The sequence below is a fragment of the Pseudomonas sp. 1121_17 genome, from assembly GCF_052850745.1.
Genome location: NZ_VXCX01000005.1, coordinates 174253 through 190453, shown reverse-complemented (window position 1 = coordinate 190453; position 16201 = coordinate 174253). Strand labels below are relative to the sequence as shown.

Below are 16201 nucleotides of genomic sequence, written 5' to 3'. Positions count from 1 at the left end.
TTCACATGCAAACCCGCGAAGACATCTTCAATATTTTGCGCGATGCGCTGGTCGAGCTGTTCGAGCTGGAGCCAGAGCGCGTAACCCTGGACGCCAACCTGTATCAGGACCTGGAAATCGACAGCATCGATGCGATCGACCTGATCGACCACATCAAGCGCCAGACCGGCAAGAAAATCGCCGCCGAAGAGTTCAAGGCCGTGCGCACCGTCAATGATGTGGTCGAAGCGGTGTTCCGCCTGGTCAACCCGGCCGCATGAAACGCCTGATCGGCCTCGGTCTGGTCGTGGCTGGGGTGCTGTACCCGTTTGCCGTGCATTTCGGCCTGGCGCACTTTGCCCCGAGGCAGTTCGCCCTGCTGCTGGGTGGCCTGTGGCTGGCCCGCGTCTTGAGCGCGCCGCGCCGCCCGGCCAGCCTGTGCATGGCCGCGCTGGCGTTGGCCTTCTGCGCCCTGCTCGGGCTGAGCGACAGTGCCCAACTGCTGCGCTGGTACCCGGTGCTGATCAGCACCTTCATGCTCGGCCTGTTCGGCTCCAGCTTGCTCCACGGCATGCCCATAGCCGAGCGCCTGGCACGCCTGCAAGAGCCTGACTTGCCAGCCCGCGCGGTGCAGTACACCCGCCGGGTGACGCAGGTGTGGTGCCTGTTCTTTCTGCTTAACGGGCTGATCGCAGCGGGCCTGACCCTGTGGGCGCCACTGAGCTGGTGGACCCTGTACAACGGCCTGATCGCCTATATCGCGATGGGCCTGCTGTTCGCTGGCGAATGGCTGACAAGACAACGTGTGCGAGGACGCCCATGAACTGGATCAATCTTCACCACCTGCTGCGCCCGCTGGATGCGCCGCGCCAGGTGACCCAGGCGCCAGCACTGGACCACGCCGAGCTGTGCATCCAGGCCTTGCGCCTCGCCGGTGGCCTGCAGCAGCGCGGCGTGCAGCGCCTGGCGGTGCACCTGGAAGACGCCGCCGAGCTGGCGATCGCCCTGCTCGGCGCCTGGCGCGCTGGCGTCACCGTGTTGCTGCCAGCCGACCTGCAAGCCGCCACGCGGGCCCGCTGGAGCGAGCAGGTCGACCTGTGGCTCAGCGACCAGGCCGGCGATCATTCATTGCTCAGCCTGCTCGCTGAGCCACTGCCGGCAGCCGACCTCGACCCGCACACCTGCTCGATCAGCCTGTGCACCTCCGGCTCCAGCGGCGAGCCCAAGCGCATCGACAAGCAGCTGAGCCAACTGGCCAACGAAGTCAGCGCGCTGCAGGCACTGTGGGGCGCCAGCCTGGGCGATGCCTGGATCATTGGCAGCGTCGCCACCCAGCACATCTATGGCCTGCTGTTCCGCGTGCTCTGGCCACTGTGCGCGGGGCGCGGCTTCGAGCGCCGCCAACTGCCGTTCCCCGAAGACCTGCAACGGGCCAGCCGCGAGCATGCAGACTTCGCCTGGGTGGCCAGCCCAGCCCTGCTCAAACGCATGGGTGACAACCTCGACTGGCCAGCGCTGAGCCACGTGCGCCGGGTATTCACCTCCGGCGGCGCCCTGCCCGCCGAAGCAGGCCAGCGCCTGCAACAGTTGCTCGGCCAATGGCCGACCGAGATCTTCGGCAGCTCTGAAACGGGCGGTATCGCCTGGCGTCAGGGCGACACCCTGTGGCAGCCCTTTGCCGAGGTGCAACTGAGCCAGGACGCGCACGGCGCCCTGCGCATTGCCTCACCCTACCTGCCCGTCGGGCATGTCGAACAAACGGCCGATGCGGTCGAGTTCAGCACCGACGGCCGCCTGCGCCTGCTCGGCCGGCTCGACCGGATCGTCAAGCTGGAAGAAAAACGCGTGTCGCTGCCCCTGCTCGAACAAGCGCTGTGCAGCCATGCCTGGGTCAGCGAAGCGCGGCTGGGCATGCTCGAACAGGGCCGCGCCTACCTCGGCGCCTTGCTGGTGTTGTCGGCCAGCGGCCGGCACGCCCTGCGCAATCAGGGCCGACGCGCGTTGATCGAAGGCCTGCGACGGCACTTGGCCGATCACTGCGAAGCGGTCGCCCTGCCGCGGCGCTGGCGACTGCTGCGCCAGCTGCCGTTGACCAGCCAGGGCAAGCTGCCCGAGGCCCAGGTGCAGGCGCTGCTGCAAGCCCCACGCAGCATGCAGCCAGAGCTGCTCGAACAGCGCCAGGAGCAGGACCAGCACCTGCTCACACTGCACGTGCCGCTGGACCTGGCCTGCTTCAGCGGGCACTTCCCGAAAACGCCGGTGCTGCCCGGTGTGGTGCAGGTCGACTGGGCGATTGCCCTGGCCAGCGAACTCCTGCCGGGCGAGCGCCGCTTTGCCGGCATGGAAGTGCTCAAATTCCAGCAACTGGTGCGCCCCGGTGACGAAGTGCTGCTGAGCCTGCGCTGGGACAGCGAGCGTGGCAAACTTTACTTCGCCTACACCTGCGCCGGGCAGGCCTGCTCCAGCGGCCGCATTCTGATGGAGACGGTCGATGCATAAGCCTTGCGCAGTGATCCCGGTATACAACCACGAGCACGCGCTGCCGGCAGTAGTCAGCGACCTGCAGCGCGCCAGGCTGCCCTGCGTGCTGGTTGACGACGCCAGCAGCCCCGCCTGCGCCTCAGTGCTGGCACAGCTGGCCACTCAAACGGACATCTATCTGGTCAGCCTGAGCGTCAACCAGGGCAAGGGCGGCGCGGTGATGGCCGGCCTGCGCGAAGCGGCGCGGCTGGGTTTCACTCATGCGCTGCAAGTAGACGCCGACGGCCAGCATGACCTGGGCGACATCGGCCGTTTTCTTGAGCTTTCGCAGAATGATCCACAGGCGCTGGTATGTGGTTATCCGCAATACGACGCCAGCGTGCCCAAGGGCCGTCTGTATGCGCGCTACCTGACCCATGTATGGGTGTGGATCAACAGCCTGTCGCTGCAGATTCCCGATTCCATGTGCGGTTTTCGCGTCTACCCGCTGCCTGCCACGCTGGCCCTGATCAACAGCGTCAAGCTTGGCCGGCGAATGGATTTCGACCCGGAGATCCTGGTGCGCCTGGCCTGGCGCAACCAGCCGATGCGCTGGCTGCCAACCCGCGTGCACTACCCACAGGACGGCCTGTCGCACTTTCGCCTGGTGCACGACAACGCGCTGATCTCGAAAATGCACGCCAAGCTGTTCTTCGGCATGCTGCTGCGCGCACCGCTGATCGTCTGGCGCAGGTGGCGCGCATGACTACTCCTTCGCGGCACTGGGCACAGCATCAGGAGCGCGGCAGTTTCTGGCTGATGAAGCTGACCGCAACGCTGGTACGGCTGCTTGGCCGGCGCGTACTGAGCCCGCTGATCCACGTCATCGTCGGCTACTTCTTCCTGTTCGGCCGCCGCGCCCGGCGCAGTGCCTGGCAATACCAGCAACGGCTCAGCGCATGGAACGGCGGACAGACACCGGCGCCGCGCCAGTGGCAGGTGTTCCGCCAGTTCATGGCGTTCGCCGACGCCCTGCTGGACAAGCTCGATGTATGGAACGGCCGCCTGCGCCTGGAAGACATCGAAATCGACGACCCAGCGCACCTGCGCACGCAATTGCGCGGCGAGCGCGGGCAGATGCTGGTGGGCGCCCACCTGGGCAACCTTGAAGTGTGCCGGGCGCTGGCCGAACTGGGCGAGCAGGTGACCATGAACGTGCTTGTGCACACCCGCCACGCCGAGCGCTTCAACCGCCTGCTGGGCGAGGCCGGCGCGACCAATCTGCGCCTGATTCAGGTCAGCGAATTGGACCCGGTAGTGATGCTGCAGTTGTCCGAACGGCTCGAGCGCGGCGAATGGCTGGCGATTGCCGGTGATCGGGTACCGCTGCATGGCGCGCGCACCGTCGAGGTGGATTTCCTCGGCCACCGCGCCGCATTCCCGCAGGGGCCGTGGCTGCTGGCAGGGATCCTTGGCTGCCCGCTCAACCTGCTGTTCTGCCTCAAGCTGCAAGGCCGCTACCGAGTCACTCTCGAACCCTTCGCCGAGCGCGTGCAATGGCGCCGCGGCCAGCGCGACCAAGTGATTGCCGAATGGACCACGCGCTATGCGCAACGCCTGGCGCACTACTGCAGCCAAGCGCCGCTGCAGTGGTTCAACTTCTACCCTTTCTGGAAGACCGACGACGATGCATCCGCATGAGCCTGTAACTTTCGGTGAGTCGCACCTGGCCATCGAAGCTGTTGTAGCCCTGGCCGAACGCCGGGCCAGCGCCCACTTGCAGGACGACGCCGCCTACCGCGAACGCATCGCTCGTGGCGCGCGCTTTCTCGACACCCTGCTGAGCAAGGAAGGGGTGATCTACGGCGTCACTACCGGTTACGGCGATTCCTGCGTGGTGGCCGTGCCGCTGGAGCATGTCGAGGCGCTGCCGCAGCACCTGTACACCTTCCATGGCTGCGGCCTGGGCCGCCTGCTCGAAGCACCGGCGGTGCGCGCCGTGCTGGCGGCCCGCCTGCGCTCGCTGAGCCACGGCGTGTCGGGGGTGCGCCTGGAGTTGCTGGAGCGCCTGCGCGCATTTCTCGAACACGACATCCTGCCGCTGATCCCGGAAGAAGGTTCGGTCGGCGCCAGCGGCGACCTGACGCCGCTGTCGTACGTCGCCGCGACCCTGTCCGGCGAGCGCGAGGTCAGCTACCAGGGCCAGCGCCGCAGCAGTGCCGACGTGCACCGCGAGCTGGGCTGGCAGCCCTTGGTGCTGCGCCCCAAAGAGGCCCTGGCATTGATGAACGGCACTGCGGTGATGACCGGCCTGGCCTGCCTGGCCTTCTCCCGCGCCGACTACCTGCTGCAACTGGCCACGCGCATCACCGCCCTCAACGTGATCGCCCTGCAGGGCAACCCGGAGCACTTCGACGAGCGCCTGTTCGCCGCCAAGCCGCACCCCGGCCAGACGCAAGTCGCCGCCTGGTTGCGCCAGGACCTGGCCATCGACGCCCCGCTGCCACCGCTGCACCGCCTGCAGGACCGTTACTCGCTACGCTGCGCCCCACATGTGCTGGGCGTGCTGGCCGACAGCCTGGGCTGGCTGCGCGGTTTTATCGAAACCGAACTGAACAGCGCCAACGACAACCCGATCATCGACGGCGACGCCGAGCGCGTACTGCATGGCGGGCACTTCTATGGCGGCCATATCGCCTTTGCCATGGACAGCCTGAAAACCTTGGTGGCGAACGTTGCCGACCTGCTCGACCGCCAGCTCGCCTTGCTGGTCGACACCCGTTACAACCACGGCCTGCCAAGCAACCTGTCGGGCGCCCCGGCCGAGCGGGCGATGATCAACCATGGCTTCAAGGCCGTGCAGATCGGCGCCAGCGCCTGGACCGCCGAAGCGCTCAAGCTGACCATGCCGGCCAGCGTGTTCTCGCGTTCCACCGAATGCCACAACCAGGACAAGGTGAGCATGGGCACCATCGCTGCGCGCGATGCCCTGCGCGTGCTGGAGCTGACCGAGCAGGTTGCCGCTGCGACCCTGCTGGCGGCGAATCAGGGCGTGTGGCTGCGTGCCCGCCAGGCAGAGAGCCATGCACTGCCGCCAGCACTGGCGCAGATGCACGAAGCCCTGCTCGACGAGTTCGTCCCGGTGATCGAAGACCGCGCGCTGGAAGCCGACCTGCGCCACTGCCTGCTGCGCATCGGCCAACGCCACTGGAGGCTGCATGCGTAGTGCGGGAGTGATCCACGTCGACACTGAAGTGCTGGTGCCGTTTTTCGACGTCGACAGCATGCATGTGGTCTGGCACGGCCATTACGTCAAATACCTGGAAGTGGCCCGCTGCGCGCTGCTCGACCAGCTCGGCCACAACTACGTGCAGATGCAGGCGAGCGGTTTTGCCTGGCCGGTGATCGACCTGCAGCTGCGTTATATCCGCGGCGCCACCTTTGGCCAGCGCGTGACCGTGCGCGCGAGCCTGGTCGAGTGGGAAAACCGCTTGAAGATTCATTACCTGATCAGCGACGCCGAAACCGGCGAGCGGATGACCCGCGCGAGCACGGTGCAGGTCGCGGTGCACATCGACAGCGGCGAAATGCAGCTGGCCTCGCCGCAGGTCATGCTCGACGCCGTGCAGAGGGTTTTGCCATGAAGCGCCTGTGCACACTGTTCACCCTTGCCCTGAGCCTGCTCAGCCCGCTGGTGCAAGCATTCAGCCTTGATGACCTGCAGCGCCAGCTCAACGCGCCGGCGGTGGTCAAAGGCCCGTTCATTCAGGAAAAGCACCTGCGCGCCCTGCCCCAGCCGTTGCTGAGCAAGGGCCAGTTCGTGCTGGCCCGCGAGCATGGTTTGTTGTGGCTGTTGCAGACGCCGCTGCGCCAGGACTACCGGATCGACGCCAACGGCATTGCCCGGCGTGATCCGAGCGGCTGGCAGCGCCTGCCCAGCGCCAGTGCCAGCGCCGAGCAGAACCGGCTGTTCTTTGCCGTGCTGCAAGGCGACAGTGCCGGTCTCATGCGCGACTTCGAACTGAGCCTGAGCGGTGATGCCACGCACTGGCAGCTGCAACTGACCCCGCGTTCGCTGCTGCTCAAACAGATCTTCACCCGCATCGACATCAGCGGCGGGCAGTTCGTCGAACAGATTCAGCTCAGTGAAACCCAGGGCGACAGCACGCTGCTGCGCATGACCGACAGCCATGGCGCTGCCGCCCTCAGCGACACGGAGCGCAGCGATTTTGTCGATTGAACGCTGGTTGCCGCGCGGCTTTCTCGCCCTGCTGCTGGTGATGCTGGCCATCGCCGGCTGGCAATGGCAGCGCGGCGCGCCGTTGTCGGCCGACCTGATGGCGCTGGTGCCGGGCGCCACCGAAGACGCCCTGGTCAAGCGCGCCGAACTGCGCGTGCAAGAGCCACTGAACCGCGAGGTACTGATGCTGGTTGGCCACGCCGAACGCCCCCAAGCGCTAGCCCTGGCCGAGCAACTGGCCGGCCAATGGCAGGCCAGCGGACTGTTCGAGCACGTGCAGTGGAGCCTGCAGACAGACCTCGGCGCGGTCCGCGAGCAATTGCTCGCCGGCCGCGTGGCGATGCTCTCGGCAGCTGACCGCACGCAGCTGCGCGAACGGCCTGCGGCATTCATCGAGCAGCGCATGCAGAGCCTGTTCGACCCGTTTGCCGGGTTCAGCATGGTGCCTGCCCAGGACGACTGGCTGGGCTTGACCGGGCGTATTCAGAACAGCCAGCCGAAACCTGTCAATATCGAACTGGACACGGCCAGTGGCGCCTTGATCGCGCAGGCCGATGGCCGCCAGTGGGTGCTGCTGCGGGCGCGCACCCTGGGCACTGCCTTCGACATGAAGCTACCGCTGCTGGTGGCCGAGCTGCTGGCTGACGCCCGCCGCCAGGCCGAGCCGCAAGGCGCCCAGTTGCTGGCCGCCAGTGGCCTGCTGTACGCGGCCGCCGGCCAGCAACAGGCCAGCCGCGAAATCACCTGGGTCGGCGGTGGCGCGACGCTGAGCATTCTGTTGTTGCTGCCGCTGGCATTTCGTCGCTGGCGGGCCCTGCTGGCGTTCGTGCCGGTGCTGACCGGCATGCTGTTCGGCTCGGTGGTGTGCGTGGCGCTGTTCGGCCACATGCACGTGATGACTCTGGTACTCGGTTCGAGCCTGATCGGCGTAGCGGTGGATTACCCGCTGCATTACTTGTCGAAGAGCTGGAGCCTCAAGCCATGGCGCAGTTGGCCGGCGGTACGCCTGACCCTGCCGGGGCTGAGCCTGAGCCTGGCGACCAGCTGCATCGGTTATCTGGCGCTGGCGTTCACGCCGTTTCCGGCCCTGACCCAGATTGCCGCGTTCTCGGCCGCCGGCTTGATCGGCGCCTACCTGTGCGCGGTGTGCCTGCTGCCGGCATTGCTGGGCCAGGTCGAGCTGAAGCCGGCGCAGTGGCCGCTACGCATCGCGCAAGCCCTCACCGACTGGCGCGAGCGGCTGTTGCGCAGAGTGCCCAGCGCAGTGCTGCTGGTGCTGGTGCTGCTGTTTTGCGCCGCTGGGCTGTGGCAGCTGGACACGCGTAACGACATCCGCCAATGGGTGGCGAGCCCGCCGCAACTGCAAGAGCAAGCCCAGGCAGTCGCACGCATCACCGGCTACCAGCCAACCAGTCAGTTCTACCTGGTGCGCGGGGCCGACCCAGAGCAACTGTTCCAGCGCCTGCAGGCGCTGTCGGCCAAGCTCGACGAGCTGCGTGACCTAGGCAAGCTCAAGGGTTATCTGAGCCTCTCGCAGATCGTCGCCAGCCCTGAGCAGCAGGCGCAAACCCGGCAGGCGTTGGCCCACCTGAGCGACTACTGGCAGCCGCTGGTTGAACTCGGTGTGCCGCAAGCCGGCCTGCAAACGCAGCTACAACAGCTGCAAACGTTGCCGCCCCTGAGCGTCGAAGAGGCCCTCGCCGGTCCGCTTGCTGAAGCCTGGCGACCGCTCTGGCTTGGCCAGGACGCCACCGGCGTCGCCGCCATCGTCAGTTTGCAAGGCCTGAGCGATGCCAGCCTGCTGCGCTTGCAGACCGACGGCCTGGATGGCGTGCAACTGGTCGACCGGCTCGGCGAACTCAATCAACTGTTCGCCGCCACCCAGATCAGCGCCGCCGAGCTCAAGCTGCTGTCCTGCGCACTGATCCTGGTGCTGCTGGCAGCCCCGTTCGGCCTGCGCGGTTCGCTGCGCATTGTCGCCCTGCCGCTGCTGGCAGCGTTATGCAGCCTGGCCAGCCTCGGTTGGCTGGGGCAGCCGCTGACACTGTTCAGCCTGTTTGGCCTGCTGCTGGTCACGGCCATCAGCGTCGACTACGCCATCCTCATGCACGAGCGTATCGGCGGGGCTGCGGTGAGCTTGCTCGGCACCTTGCTGGCGGCTCTGACCACCTGGCTGTCGTTCGGCCTGCTGGCGCTGTCGCAGACGCCTGCGGTGAGTAACTTCGGCATGGCCGTCAGCCTCGGGTTGATCTTCAGTTTCCTGCTGGCGCCGTGGGCAGCGGCACGCGAGACGCCGGCGGTGCAGCCATGAGCATCGTCCTGTTCTGGCTCATGGCCCTGGCCCTGTTTGCCGTGGCCAGCGCATTCGGCAAACGCCTGGGGCTAATCCCTATCGTCAGCCAGCTGCTGTTGGCCGCGCTGATGCTGCCGCTGCTGATGCTGTTGTGGGTACAACCGCACTGGCAGCTTGACGGGGCCCAGCTGATTGCCCCGAGCTGGCTGAAGACCCTCTACGGCTGCAGCTTTGCCTTGTTGCTGGGGCACATTCTCGCTGACGTCGCGCACCTGCGCCTCGACCCGCAAGCATTGAAGATCGCCCTGCCCAGCTTCGCCGTGCCGTTTGCCTGCGGCCTGGCCTGCGCGCTGTGGCTGCTTGAACTGAGCGGGGTCAGCGCCCTGGCCATGGGCCTGGTGTTCGCCATCACCGCAATCCCAGTGCTGTACCTGTACCTGCGCGCCATCGACTACCCGCCAGCCGCTAGCCAGCGCCTGCTGCAGGCCGCGATCGTCATCGACCTGGCCTGCTGGCTGCTGCTCGGCATGGGCCAGGGCAGCCTGCAACCAAGCAGCCTGGCCCTGCCGGCGCTGGCGGCACTGACGCCGTTGGTGCTGCGAGGGCTGGGCCTGCGCGCGCCACGTCTGTACGGCCTGGTGTTTCTGCTACTGCTGTTTGCCGCCGAGCACTACCGGCTCAACGCGCTGATCTTCGGCGTTGGCTACCTGGCCTGCTTGCGCGTGCTTGGCCTGCAGCTACGCCTGCCGCTGCCAGAGGCCAGCAACCGCCGCCTGCAACAAGGCCTGGCCGTGCCCCTGATCCTCACCTACGGCGTGGTCCAGATCGACCTGCAGCATGCCTTCGCAGGCTTCGACGCCAGCCAGCTGCTGGCGCTGCTGGTGCTGCCGATCCTGAGCAAGCTGCTCGGCAACTGGCTCGGTTTGAGCTGGGCGGCCGCCTCGTTCGCCGGCGCCAGCAAGTGGCGCGAGAGCCTGCTGCTGAACATCCGCGGCCTCAGCGAAATCGTTTTTCTCAATCTGTTGCTGACCCAGCAACTGATCAGCCCGGCGTTGTACTTCGCGCTGATGCTGATGAGCCTGATCGCCACCCTCATGCCTGCCTTCGCCGGCCTGCATCGCATCCCGCAGACTTCCCTCACGCCGCCAAGGAGGCCACATGCCGAACTGTGAACTGCAACACCACCAGGTCGTGGTCATTGGCGCTGGCCCCTCGGGCGCCATCGCTGCCGCGTTGCTCAAGCGCCGCGGTCACGACGTGCTGATCATCGAGCGTCAGCGCTTCCCGCGCTTCTCCATTGGCGAAAGCCTGTTGTCGCACTGTATCGACTTCGTCGAAGAAGCCGGCATGCTCGAAGCGCTCGAAGCGGCGGGTTTCCAGTACAAGGACGGCGCCGCCTTTGCCTGGGGTGATGAGTACAGTGCGTTTGATTTCGGCGAAACCTTCAGCCAGGGCCGGCGGAGTACCTTCCAGGTCCAACGGGCGCGGTTCGACAAGCTGCTGGCCGACCAGGCCGAGGCCCAGGGCGTGGAAATCCGCTACGAGCACGAGATCATCAGCGCCGACATGAGCGCTGCGCAGCCACGCCTGCGCGCACGCCGGCCAGACGCCAGCGAATACGAAGTGCAGGCAGACTTCGTCCTCGATGCCAGCGGCTATGGCCGCGTATTGCCGCGCCTGCTCGACCTGGAAGCACCGTCGAATTTCCCGGTGCGCCAGGCGGTATTCACCCACATCGAAGACCGCATCGATCTGCCCCACTTCGACCGCAACAAGATCCTTATCACCACCCACCCGGAGCACCGCGACATCTGGTTCTGGACCATCCCGTTCAGCGACGGTCGCGCTTCACTGGGTGTCGTCGCGGCCGCCGAGCGCTTTGCTGCAGCGCCGACCGATCTGGACGCCTGCCTGCAGCACTTCGTGGCGCAGACGCCAAGCCTGGCCAAGGTCTTGGCCAACGCCGTGTGGGACACCCCGGCGCGGACCATCGGCGGCTACTCGGCCAACGTCAAAACCCTGCATGGCAACGGCTTTGCCCTGCTCGGCAACGCCGCAGAGTTTCTCGACCCGGTATTTTCGTCCGGAGTCACCATCGCCATGCGCTCGGCCAGCATGGCTGCCGCCCTGCTCGACCGCCAGCTGCGCGGCGAAGCGGTTGACTGGCAGCTGGAGTTTGCCGCGCCGCTCAAACGTGGGGTGGATACCTTCCGCGCCTATGTCGAGGGTTGGTATGACGGCAGCTTCCAGGACGTGATCTATCACCCCGGCAGCTCGCCGCAGATTCGCGCCATGATCAGCTCGATTCTGGCTGGCTACGCCTGGGATGAGCGCAACCCGTTCGTGGCTGAACCACGGCGTCGGCTGGCCACGCTGGCGGCGCTTTGCGCGAGGGGCCAGGCATGAGCCAGCCTCCGTTCCTCAGCGCCAGCTATGTCGAAGAAACTCGCTTTGGTTTCTGGTTCCTGCGCAGCCACACCTGGCAGCATCATGTACTACGGGTGGCGATCGACGACCTGCGCCAGTTGTTCGACAGCCCGCTGCCAGCGGCGCCGGTGCTGCTCGATGCCGGCTGCGGCCAGGGCAAATCGTTCAAGCATCTGCAGCGAGTATTTGCGCCCGGCCGATTGATCGGTATCGATGCCGACCCGCACAGCCTGCAACTAAGCGGCGCCGAAGCTGCGCGCCAGGGCCTTACGGTCGAGCTGCTGGGCAGCGACTGCGCCCAGCTGCAACTGGCAGACGCCAGCGTCGATATCGTCTTCTGCCATCAGACCTTCCACCATCTGGTGGAACAGGAGCAGGCCCTCGCCGAGTTCTGGCGGGTGCTCAAGCCCGGTGGTTATCTGCTGTTCGCCGAATCCACCGAAGCCTATATCGACACCTGGGTGATCCGCTGGCTGTTCCGCCACCCAATGCATGTACAGAAGAGTGCCGAGGGTTATCTGCAGATGCTGCGCGAACAGGGCTTTGCCTTCACGGCGCGCAATGTCTCCTACCCGTACCTGTGGTGGAGCCGCGCCAAGGACTTCGGCCTGCTCGAACGGCTGCGCCTGCGCAAGCCGCCCGCGCCAGGCCAGCGCGAAGAAACCCTGGTCAATGTGGTCGCCCGCAAGCCGCTGGTGCAGCCATGAGGGCGCTGCTGCTGGCGACGCTGTGCCTGGTGCTGGCCGCCTGCAGCAGCCGCGCGCCGCTGCCCGCGCAGATGCCGCAGTTGCAGTTGCCCCAGCAGTTGCACGTGCAGCGCGAGCAGGCCGGCGAGCGCCAGGACTGGATGCTCGTGGTGCAGGCCGAGAACGGCCAACTGCGCTGGTCGCTACTCGATCTGCTGGGTATTCCCCAGGCACGCCAGTTGTTCGATGGTCAACACTGGCAGGTCGACGGCCTGTTGCCACCCAATCCGCCGGCACGCGAGCTGTTTGCCGCGCTGCTGTTTGCTCTGACCCCCTCCGAGCAACTGGCGCAGCTCTACCCGGATGCCCGCGAACAAGGCCAGCAGCGCTGGTTGGGCGAGCGCTGGCAGGTCAGCTATCGGCAGCCGGGCGCTTTTGACTTGAAACTGGCCCACGGCCTGCGTTATCTAGTCGACCCCCTACCCAGCGAGCGCCTGCCATGACCGCCTACCTGAATGCCCTGGGCCTGACCTGCGCCCTCGGCCGTGGCCAGGCTGAGGTCGCCGCACGCCTGTTTGCCGGTGACTGTTCGGGCATGCAGGCCCAACCTGGGTGGATCCCGGAGCGCTGTCCGACCGTCGGCGCGGTGCAAGGTGAGCTGCCGGCGGTACCGCTGCCAACGCAGCACAGCCGCAACAATCAATTGCTGTACAGCGCCGCTATGCAGATCGAGCCGGCAATCCGCCAGGCCATCGCCCGGTTCGGCGCGCAGCGTATCGCGGTGGTGCTCGGCACCAGCACCTCGGGGATTGCCGAGGGCAGCGCAGCCATCGCCCAGCAGCGCCAGAGCGGGCAGTTTCCGCCGGACTATCGCTACGACCAACAAGCCCTCAGCGCGCCGGCAGAGTTCCTTGCCGACTGGCTGCAACTGAGCGGCCCGGCCTATGTGATTTCCACCGCCTGCACCTCCAGCGGGCGGGCCTTGCTCAGCGCCCGGCGCCTGCTCGACCTGGGCGTCTGCGATGCGGTGCTGTGCGGTGGCGTCGACAGCCTCTGTGACCTGACCCTGAACGGCTTCAACTCCCTTGAGGCGATCAGCCAGGCACGCTGCAATCCGTTCTCGCAAAACCGTGACGGGATCAATATCGGCGAAGCGGCTGCGCTGTTTTTGATGACCGCAGAGCGCAATACCGATGGCCCTTCACTGGCCCTGCTCGGCGCTGGCGCCAGCAGCGATGCCTACCATATTTCAGCGCCTGACCCGAGCGGCGCCGGCGCGCGGCAAACTATGGCCCTGGCCTTGAACAACGCCGGCCTCGAGCCCGAACAGATCGACTACCTGAACCTGCACGGCACCGCCACCGAGCACAACGACGCCATGGAAAGCCTGGCGGTGCACGGCCTGTTCGGCGCGCAGCTGGCCTGCTCGTCGACCAAACCGATGACCGGCCACACCCTAGGCGCCGCCGGCGCGCTGGAAGCCGCCTTGTGCTGGCTGAGCCTGAGTGAGCATAACCCGCACGGCCAGTTGCCACCGCATGTCTGGGACGGCCAGGCCGACCCGCGCCTGCCTGCCCTTAACCTGGTCGACGGCACGCAGCGGATGCATGCGGCGCGGCCACGCCGGATAATGAGCAACTCGTTCGCCTTCGGCGGCAACAACGTCAGCCTGATTGTTGGAGACACCCCATGATTGCCTTGCCTCTGGCCGAACTGCTGCCGCATGCCGGCGACATGATTCTGATCGATCAGGTCGACAGCTGCGACGACGAGCAGATCCACACCCGCAGCACAGTGCGCCCTGGCGGCCTGTTCAACCGCGCCGACGGCAGCCTGCCGGCCTGGCTCGGCCTGGAGCTGATGGCTCAGAGCGTTGCCGCCTATGCCGGTTGCCGCGCCCGTCGCGATGGCCTGCCGGTGGAGCTGGGGTTTCTCCTCGGCACGCGCAACTACCAATGTGATGTCGAACACTTCCCTGCCGGCGCCGAGCTGCACATCCACGCCCTACGCTCGCTGGAAGACGACAACGGCATGGGTGTGTTCGAGTGTCACCTGCGCGGTCCGGGGCTGCATGCCAGCGCCCGCCTGAATGTCTATCGCCCGCCGCAGGTCGCTGGTTACCTGACCGAAGCGGCCCCTGAGGAACCTTGCCATGACTGATACCATCCTGGTCACCGGGTCGAGCCGCGGCATCGGCCGAGCGATCGCCCTGCGCCTGGCGCGAGCAGGTTATGACCTGGTGCTGCATTGCCGCAGTGGCCGTGCCGAAGCCGATGGCGTTGCCGGCGAAATCCACGCCATGGGTCAACAGGCCCGGGTGCTGCAGTTCGACGTAGCCGACCGCGAAGCCTGCCGGGCCATCCTCGAACAGGATGTGGAGACCCACGGCGCTTACTATGGCGTGGTCTGCAACGCCGGCCTGACCCGCGATGGCGCCTTCCCGGCTCTGACCGACGCTGACTGGGACCAGGTCCTGCGGACCAACCTGGACGGGTTCTACAACGTTCTGCATCCGCTGAGCATGCCCATGATCCGCCGTCGCAAACCGGGCCGGATCGTCTGCATCACCTCGGTTTCGGGGTTGATCGGCAACCGCGGCCAGGTCAACTACAGTGCCTCCAAGGCCGGCGTGATCGGCGCGGCCAAGGCGCTGGCGATCGAGCTGGGCAAACGTCAGATCACCGTCAACTGCGTGGCCCCAGGGCTGATCGACACCGCCATGCTCGATGAGCACGTGCCGGTCGACGAGCTGATGAAGATGATTCCTGCCGGACGCATGGGCACGCCCGAGGAAGTCGCCGGCGTGGTCAATTTCCTGATGTCGGCGGAAGCCGCCTACATCACCCGCCAGGTGCTGGCGGTCAACGGAGGGTTGTGCTGATGCGTCGCGTAGTCGTCACCGGCATGGCCGGCATCACCTCCCTGGGCAGCGACTGGGCAACCATCGCCGGCCACTTCGCCAACCAGCGCAGCGGTATCCGGCGCATGGCTGAATGGGATCGCTTCAGCGAGTTGAACACGCGTCTTGCTGGCCCGATCGACGATTTCAAGGTGCCCGGCCACTGGACCCGCAAGCAGTTGCGCAGTATGGGCCGGGTATCGCGCCTGGCCGTGGCTGCGGCCGAGCAGGCACTGGCCGATGCCGGCCTGCTCGATGATCCAATCATCCGCGACGGCCGCATGGGCGTGGCCTGCGGCTCGTCGACCGGCAGCACCGACGAGATCAAGGCATTTGGCAACATGCTGCTCAACTCGGTAGCCGATGGTCTCAACGCCAACTCCTACGTGCGCATGATGCCGCACACCACTGCTGCCAATATCAGCATCTTTTTCGGCCTGACCGGGCGCCTGATCCCCACCTCCAGCGCCTGCACCAGCGGCAGTCAGGGCATCGGTTATGCCTATGAAGCGATCAAGTTCGGGCGCTTGCCGATGATGCTCGCCGGCGGCGCCGAAGAGCTCTGTCCGACCGAGGCGATGGTGTTCGATGCGTTGTACGCCACCAGCCTGAAAAACGACACCCCGCAGCTGAGCCCACGTCCTTACGACAATGGTCGCGACGGCCTGGTGATCGGCGAAGGCGGCGGCATGCTGGTGCTCGAAGAGCTCGAGCATGCTCTGGCCCGCGGTGCGCGCATCCACGCCGAGATCGTCGGCTTTGGTAGCAATGCCGATGGCCAGCACACCACCCGCCCCGAGCAGAGCACGATGCGCCGGGCCATGGAGCTGGCCCTGGAGGACGCTGCTCTGGCGCCAGAGGCCATCGGCTACGTCAACGGCCACGGTACCGCTACCGAACAGGGCGACATTGCCGAAACACTGGCCACCAGCAGCCTGTTTGGCCCGCACATGCCGATCAGTTCGCAGAAGAGTTTTCTCGGCCACACCCTCGGCGCCTGCGGCGCGCTGGAGTCGTGGTTCAGCATCGAGATGATGAACAGCGACCTGTATGCGCACACCCTCAACCTGGATGAAATCGACCCCCGCTGCGGCGAGCTGGACTACCTGCGCGGCGAGTTTCGCAGGATGAGCAACCAGCATGTGATGAACAACAACTTCGCTTTCGGCGGCGTCAATACTTCGTTGATATTCCGCCGCTGGCCCTGAACACACCCC

The 16201-nt window shown here is 66.3% G+C and carries 17 protein-coding genes; all 17 read left to right on the top strand.

The features are described from left to right. Positions 1 to 5: 5 nt before the first annotated feature. The 17 genes from FW789_RS12785 to FW789_RS12705 are packed head-to-tail and all read left to right on the top strand — an operon-like array spanning position 6 to position 16192. Complete coding sequence (locus FW789_RS12785; RefSeq protein ID WP_101315566.1) at positions 6 to 260, top strand: acyl carrier protein; 255 nt, start codon at positions 6 to 8, stop codon at positions 258 to 260. Next, positions 257 to 802 carry a COG4648 family protein gene (locus FW789_RS12780; RefSeq protein ID WP_186701234.1) on the top strand — a complete coding sequence of 182 codons (546 nt, stop codon included), beginning with the start codon at positions 257 to 259 and terminating at the stop codon, positions 800 to 802. Before FW789_RS12785 ends, FW789_RS12780 begins: the two co-directional genes overlap by 4 nt. After that, complete coding sequence (locus FW789_RS12775) at positions 799 to 2478, top strand: AMP-binding protein (protein ID WP_446431526.1); 1680 nt, start codon at positions 799 to 801, stop codon at positions 2476 to 2478. Before FW789_RS12780 ends, FW789_RS12775 begins: the two co-directional genes overlap by 4 nt. Then, a complete protein-coding gene (locus FW789_RS12770; protein ID WP_446431525.1) occupies positions 2471 to 3205 on the top strand; it encodes a glycosyltransferase family 2 protein in 735 nt (244 codons plus the stop codon). The genes FW789_RS12775 and FW789_RS12770 overlap by 8 nt, the downstream gene beginning before the upstream one ends. Then, positions 3202 to 4140 (top strand): LpxL/LpxP family acyltransferase, encoded by a 939-nt coding sequence (locus tag FW789_RS12765; protein ID WP_340612287.1) that lies wholly within the window; start codon positions 3202 to 3204, stop codon positions 4138 to 4140. Before FW789_RS12770 ends, FW789_RS12765 begins: the two co-directional genes overlap by 4 nt. After that, entirely contained in the window at positions 4127 to 5665 is a 1539-nt protein-coding gene (locus FW789_RS12760; protein ID WP_103435714.1) for an HAL/PAL/TAL family ammonia-lyase, read from the top strand. The genes FW789_RS12765 and FW789_RS12760 overlap by 14 nt, the downstream gene beginning before the upstream one ends. After that, positions 5658 to 6083 carry an acyl-CoA thioesterase gene (locus FW789_RS12755; protein WP_446431524.1) on the top strand — a complete coding sequence of 142 codons (426 nt, stop codon included), beginning with the start codon at positions 5658 to 5660 and terminating at the stop codon, positions 6081 to 6083. The genes FW789_RS12760 and FW789_RS12755 overlap by 8 nt, the downstream gene beginning before the upstream one ends. Then, positions 6080 to 6679 (top strand): outer membrane lipoprotein carrier protein LolA, encoded by a 600-nt coding sequence (locus FW789_RS12750; RefSeq protein WP_411562311.1) that lies wholly within the window; start codon positions 6080 to 6082, stop codon positions 6677 to 6679. Before FW789_RS12755 ends, FW789_RS12750 begins: the two co-directional genes overlap by 4 nt. Next, positions 6630 to 8990 carry an MMPL family transporter gene (locus FW789_RS12745; protein ID WP_446431523.1) on the top strand — a complete coding sequence of 787 codons (2361 nt, stop codon included), beginning with the start codon at positions 6630 to 6632 and terminating at the stop codon, positions 8988 to 8990. Before FW789_RS12750 ends, FW789_RS12745 begins: the two co-directional genes overlap by 50 nt. Beyond that, complete coding sequence (locus tag FW789_RS12740; protein WP_446431522.1) at positions 8987 to 10144, top strand: sodium:proton antiporter; 1158 nt, start codon at positions 8987 to 8989, stop codon at positions 10142 to 10144. Before FW789_RS12745 ends, FW789_RS12740 begins: the two co-directional genes overlap by 4 nt. Next, positions 10131 to 11378 carry an NAD(P)/FAD-dependent oxidoreductase gene (locus FW789_RS12735; protein ID WP_411562314.1) on the top strand — a complete coding sequence of 416 codons (1248 nt, stop codon included), beginning with the start codon at positions 10131 to 10133 and terminating at the stop codon, positions 11376 to 11378. Before FW789_RS12740 ends, FW789_RS12735 begins: the two co-directional genes overlap by 14 nt. Continuing rightward, positions 11375 to 12106, top strand: coding sequence for a class I SAM-dependent methyltransferase (locus FW789_RS12730; protein ID WP_186701244.1), 732 nt, complete (start codon positions 11375 to 11377; stop codon positions 12104 to 12106). The genes FW789_RS12735 and FW789_RS12730 overlap by 4 nt, the downstream gene beginning before the upstream one ends. After that, the gene (locus FW789_RS12725) at positions 12103 to 12588 is read left to right on the top strand and encodes a hypothetical protein (RefSeq protein WP_446431521.1); all 486 of its coding nucleotides are present in this window, start codon (positions 12103 to 12105) and stop codon (positions 12586 to 12588) included. The genes FW789_RS12730 and FW789_RS12725 overlap by 4 nt, the downstream gene beginning before the upstream one ends. After that, positions 12585 to 13778 carry a beta-ketoacyl-[acyl-carrier-protein] synthase family protein gene (locus tag FW789_RS12720; RefSeq protein WP_207072916.1) on the top strand — a complete coding sequence of 398 codons (1194 nt, stop codon included), beginning with the start codon at positions 12585 to 12587 and terminating at the stop codon, positions 13776 to 13778. Before FW789_RS12725 ends, FW789_RS12720 begins: the two co-directional genes overlap by 4 nt. Further along, positions 13775 to 14245, top strand: coding sequence for a hotdog family protein (locus tag FW789_RS12715; RefSeq protein WP_103435705.1), 471 nt, complete (start codon positions 13775 to 13777; stop codon positions 14243 to 14245). Before FW789_RS12720 ends, FW789_RS12715 begins: the two co-directional genes overlap by 4 nt. Next, positions 14238 to 14966 (top strand): 3-oxoacyl-ACP reductase FabG, encoded by a 729-nt coding sequence (fabG, locus tag FW789_RS12710; protein ID WP_101315537.1) that lies wholly within the window; start codon positions 14238 to 14240, stop codon positions 14964 to 14966. The genes FW789_RS12715 and fabG overlap by 8 nt, the downstream gene beginning before the upstream one ends. Further along, positions 14966 to 16192 carry a beta-ketoacyl-ACP synthase gene (locus FW789_RS12705; RefSeq protein ID WP_101315535.1) on the top strand — a complete coding sequence of 409 codons (1227 nt, stop codon included), beginning with the start codon at positions 14966 to 14968 and terminating at the stop codon, positions 16190 to 16192. The genes fabG and FW789_RS12705 overlap by 1 nt, the downstream gene beginning before the upstream one ends. Positions 16193 to 16201: the final 9 nt, after the last annotated feature.